Source organism: Methanobrevibacter sp. UBA188 (assembly GCF_905234905.1).
GTDB lineage: Archaea > Methanobacteriota > Methanobacteria > Methanobacteriales > Methanobacteriaceae > Methanocatella.
This window is the reverse complement of sequence record NZ_CAJOJM010000094.1, coordinates 1-4,157: the sequence shown is the minus strand read 5'-3', so window position 1 is coordinate 4,157 and position 4,157 is coordinate 1. Positions and strand designations below refer to the sequence as shown.

At 33.0% G+C, this 4,157-nt stretch carries 3 protein-coding genes and 2 pseudogenes; all 5 read left to right on the top strand.

Annotated features, from left to right (window positions below; all coding sequences use genetic code 11):
* Nucleotides 1-739 (top strand): annotated as a pseudogene (locus tag QZ143_RS09695) (cobaltochelatase subunit CobN); the annotation flags it as partial.
* Nucleotides 740-750: 11 nt separating this feature from the next.
* On the top strand, nucleotides 751-1,458 hold the full coding sequence (locus QZ143_RS09690; protein WP_292609007.1) for a DUF2162 domain-containing protein: 708 nt from the start codon (nucleotides 751-753) through the stop codon (nucleotides 1,456-1,458).
* An 8-nt stretch (nucleotides 1,459-1,466) separates the two neighbouring features.
* Nucleotides 1,467-2,085, top strand: a pseudogene (locus QZ143_RS09685) (MotA/TolQ/ExbB proton channel family protein).
* Nucleotides 2,086-2,097: 12 nt separating this feature from the next.
* Entirely contained in the window at nucleotides 2,098-2,430 is a 333-nt protein-coding gene (locus QZ143_RS09680) for a DUF2149 domain-containing protein (RefSeq protein ID WP_292883697.1), read from the top strand.
* 240 nt (nucleotides 2,431-2,670) lie between these two features.
* The coding region (locus QZ143_RS09675) for a DUF3344 domain-containing protein (RefSeq protein WP_292883695.1) at nucleotides 2,671-4,157 on the top strand (1,487 nt) is incomplete at its 3' end.

The following is a 4,157-nucleotide window of genomic DNA, read 5'->3' as shown; positions in this document are numbered from 1 at the left end:
TGATACTTATTATAAGGATAAATACAATATTGGCGTTAAAGACTGGTTGATGAGCGGAAATAATGCATATTCACTTATTTCCATGAGTGGAACAATGCTTACTACCATCCATGATGGATATTGGAAAGCAGATAAGGCAACAATAAGCGATATAGCAAATACTTGGGCTCAAGCAACAGTTCAAAATGGTGTGGCATGTTGTGACTGTAGTTGTGGTAATATTGCGATGATGCAATGGGCTGTGCAATATGTTAATCCGGATATTTTGGCTCAACTGCTTCCTAAATTATATGAGGCAACTAAAAATCCGGTATTCAAGAACAATACTCAATCAACTCAGCCACCAGAAACCGAGTCAAAAGATAATCAAAAGGAAGCTTCAACTCAAAATCCAGTAAAAGGATCAACTTCTTCCTCGACTGTTAAAACAAATTCCAGCTCCACAACTACTCAAACTACTGCTCAAAGTGGTGACAATGCTCAGGGAGAGGCATTTTCAAATGTAGGTGCTGGAAGTGAATCAGTCCAAGCTGGAAGTTCATCTGCAGAGGGAGCGGATGTCAAAAAGTCAGTTGAAATAAATCCGATATCTTCCCAATCAGCCAGTGAAGTAGGTTTGTCAATAGTGGCTGTTTTAGCAATTTTATGCTTGATTATGGTTGTGGCTGTCGGATACTTTAGAAATGAAGATGATAAAGATAAAGTTCAAGATTTAGATAAGCTATTTAATGAAAGATAGTAGGTGTTTTAATGGATGCAATTAATATTTTATGGCAACTCGGAATATTGTCCGCAGTTTTAATTTTTGGAATCAAATTGGGCCTTGCTACAGGCCTCGCAAACATGTCAAAGAGATATTTGGCATTGGTGTCAATAGGATATGGTGGGGGAGTTTTAATATTGACGGAAATTTCCTCATTTTTCACAGATCAGATTACAGATTTAATTTATACTTACAATTTCGAATTTTTCTTAATCATGGCAATAATCATGATTTTAGCAGGAATATTTACAATAAGGGAGTATAAGGTATTTGAAAAAAATACTACTGCTGCCACTTGTATGGCAGTAGTTGCTCCATGTCCTTGTTGTTTTGGTTCCATTATAGTGAGTATAATGCTTGTTGCACCTACTGTAGGTTTAGGATTGATGAATTTAAGTGTAATTGTGGCTTTAGCATTAGTTTTAACAATCGTTGTAACTTATTATGCTTCTAATTACTTGGTAAAATTCATTGATAAGCCTTATCCAATAGTATTGGGTAATTTCATGTTCTTTTTAGGAATTTATTTCCTATTGTCCGCACTGTTCTTGCCGAACATTACTGCAATGATTCAAAATCCGATGGAAGCAATATCAATAGCCTCCCCATATTCATTAATTGGGGCATTAATATTGGTGCTTGTCGTAGTGGCTATCGGTGGAGTAATATCTAGGAGAAACAGTAATTTTAATTAGGTGATTTAATGGTAACAACAATTCCTGGAAGTGAAATATTAACATCAACATTAAATATGATTTCACAAAGTCTGCAGATTCCGGTAATTTGCAGTACTTGCGATTGGTGGTTTGATTTCTGAGTATACTTCAAGAAAGAAAATCACTCCCGAGCTAATTGAAGAATTAATCTATTCCATATCAAATGCAACTTCTTTAGATGAAATAAAAAATGTTATTAAAAATGCAAATATTTATGAATCTCAAAAAGTTGTCTTAATTAAGATTTTACGTGCAAATTCTCTGACTCCTGAATCAAGACATGCCTTGGCTAAAAAATTAGTCGAATTTGAAGAAAATAAATTTGCAAAATCAATTGAGAGAACTGATGTTGTCACACGTATTGGACCGACATTGGGATTGATGGGTACTTTAATTCCTATGGGGCCTGGTCTTGCTGCTTTAGGTGCTGGGGATGTAAATACATTGGCTAATGCTATTATTGTTGCTTTTGATACTACAGTTGTTGGTATCGGTGCGGGAGCTGTAGCTTATTTTGTCTCCAAAGTAAGGCGCAGATGGTATGAAGAGTACTTGTCCAATTTGGATGCGCTTGCAGATGCATTGCTTGATAAATTAAATCAATAAGAGGTTTTGCTAATGGTTAGAGATAAATCTAAAAAACGTTTTTCTGAAGGTGAAGAAGACCCGATGGCTGGAACCTCAAATCTTGTAGATGCAATGCTTGTTATTGCTGTTGGTTTATTAATATTTGTTGTTATAAGTTGGAATATGCAGAGTGTTGTATTTCAGGATAATCAAAATCAGCAGAAAGCCATTCAGGAGTCCTCGCCTGATGTGACTGAAGTCAGCGAAGGACAAACATTGAATGAAACTCCAGAATCCTCTAACAGTTCAGGTCAGGGCTATATGGAAATGGGTAAAGTTTACAAGGATCCTTCAACGGGTAAGCTAATAATGGTTGAAGGCTAAGAGTAATACTTTTTGTTTTTAGCTATTTGCTAATTAGTATTACTTTTTTCTTATTTTTTTAGAATAATTATTACTTCTTTTTAAAATTACTTTACATTTATATATACTTTTCTCTTTTTAAGGCCGAATAAAAAGTTTTATAAGAGTATTACTTTATAATAATATAATAGTATTATTAGTAATATAATGATTATTTTTATTATTACTAAATACTTAAGAGAAATGTAATTAAGTGAGATTATGAAAAATAAAAGTTTAATATTTTCAATATTTTTGGTTTTCATAATTGTTCTTAGTGTTAGTGCCATATCTGCTCAGGATGTGGATAATGCTATTTCTACAAGTGGAGATGAAACAGTTATTGGGGATTCTGAACAAGTTTCAGGTACTGTTTCAGGAGATGTAGATGTTGCAACTGAAAATCCATGGTCTACAAGTGGAGAATTAAGTTATGATATTCCTGCTGATGCTAAGACAATTAAAAGTGCTGATGTTTATGTGAATGTTTATAGTGGTAGTGCTCAAAATACTTACGGTGCTAATGCAAATATAAGTATTTCTACCGCTAATGGAAATGAAAGTTACTCTGAATCTTTATGGACTGAAGACGGTTCAGCTGATGGTACTGTTTATACAGTAAATAATCATACTACCAAATGTTATTCAGATTTCATGGTTCATTATGATGTAACTAGCTTGATTCAAGGTTTAAATGGAACTAATTTAAAAATTAAGGTTGATACCTTTAAAATGGAAAATAAATCATTTGACGGAAGAATAAAACTTATAGGGTTAGTTTTAGCTTATGATGATGGGGACGATGATGTAATCAATTATTTGGTTGACGATAATCAAATTTGGACTAGTTCCAATAAAACTATTTCTTTTAACACCGCCTCATTTAACAATGTATTTGAAGCAAAATTAATCAATATTGCTCTTTCATCATCTGATGGAACTTATAAACTTAATGATGAATTTTTAACTGATTCAAAACATAAGGCGGGTAATTACTATCAATATAATGAATGGAATATAACTAATTACTTTAAAAATGGTAAAAATACTGAATTGTTTGTAATTCCTGGTCAAGGTTACTCTGGACCTTCTTATAAGAGTGTTCTTTCAGTATTGACTGCAAAATCCATAATAAATTCAGCTGCTATTTCTAATTTCAAAGTAGTTGATAACTCTAAAGATGTTGTTTATCCTGGTTTTGCTAATAAGTTGACTGTTACTGTTACTACTAATAAGGCTGGTAAATATGTTGTTGTTTTATTGGATAATGGTACTGTTGTAAATTCCACTGAAATTGATTTGACTGATGGCAGTACAGATGTGCCTTTGGTTGATCCTACTATTAGGCCTTTGACTGATCATATCAAATATGACGGTTCCGGAAATTATGATACTGTAAATTACCAACTTCAAGTATGGTTTGATGAATTTTTATTGAATGAAACTTCCTATGAGGCAACAGTTTTATATAATGGTTATCTTGGTAAGGATACTTATAATCAAACTGGTTTAGAATCCTTCTACACTACAACCATTACTGGTGACATTGTTATTTTGACTAATGGTACTTATGCAAGTGGTACTGGTAAATATGCATTAACCAGTTTCCCTGTTGTTTTATCTGATAATGATACTTTGGCTAAAGCGTTTATTTATGTGACTTATACTTATGGTGGAACTAATGATAATATTAATATGTTCAATGTTAC